This window comes from Streptomyces sp. NRRL B-24572 (genome assembly GCF_002156145.1).
GTDB classification, from domain to species: domain Bacteria; phylum Actinomycetota; class Actinomycetes; order Streptomycetales; family Streptomycetaceae; genus Streptomyces; species Streptomyces vietnamensis.
Window position 1 is genome coordinate 1 of the sequence record NZ_MWIG01000807.1, and the last position, 233, is coordinate 233.

1 pseudogene is annotated in these 233 nt (G+C 64.8%); it reads left to right on the forward strand.

From position 1 onward, the window contains the following. Positions 1–233, forward strand: a pseudogene (locus tag CCN56_RS45220) (branched-chain amino acid ABC transporter substrate-binding protein); the annotation flags it as partial.

Below are 233 nucleotides of genomic sequence, written 5' to 3' on the forward strand. Positions count from 1 at the left end.
CAGAAGGTCTTCGACGACGCGAAGCTGGTGCAGGTCTCCCCGGCCAACACCAACCCGGCGCTGTCCCAGGGCCCGAACTGGTCCACCGGCGACAAGAAGCGCGGCTACAAGTCGTACTTCCGCACCGCCACCACCGACGCCATCCAGGGCCCGTTCGCGGCCCAGTACGTCTTCAAGGAGGCCAAGAAGACCAAGGCCTTCATCATCGACGACAAGAAGACCTACGGCGCCGG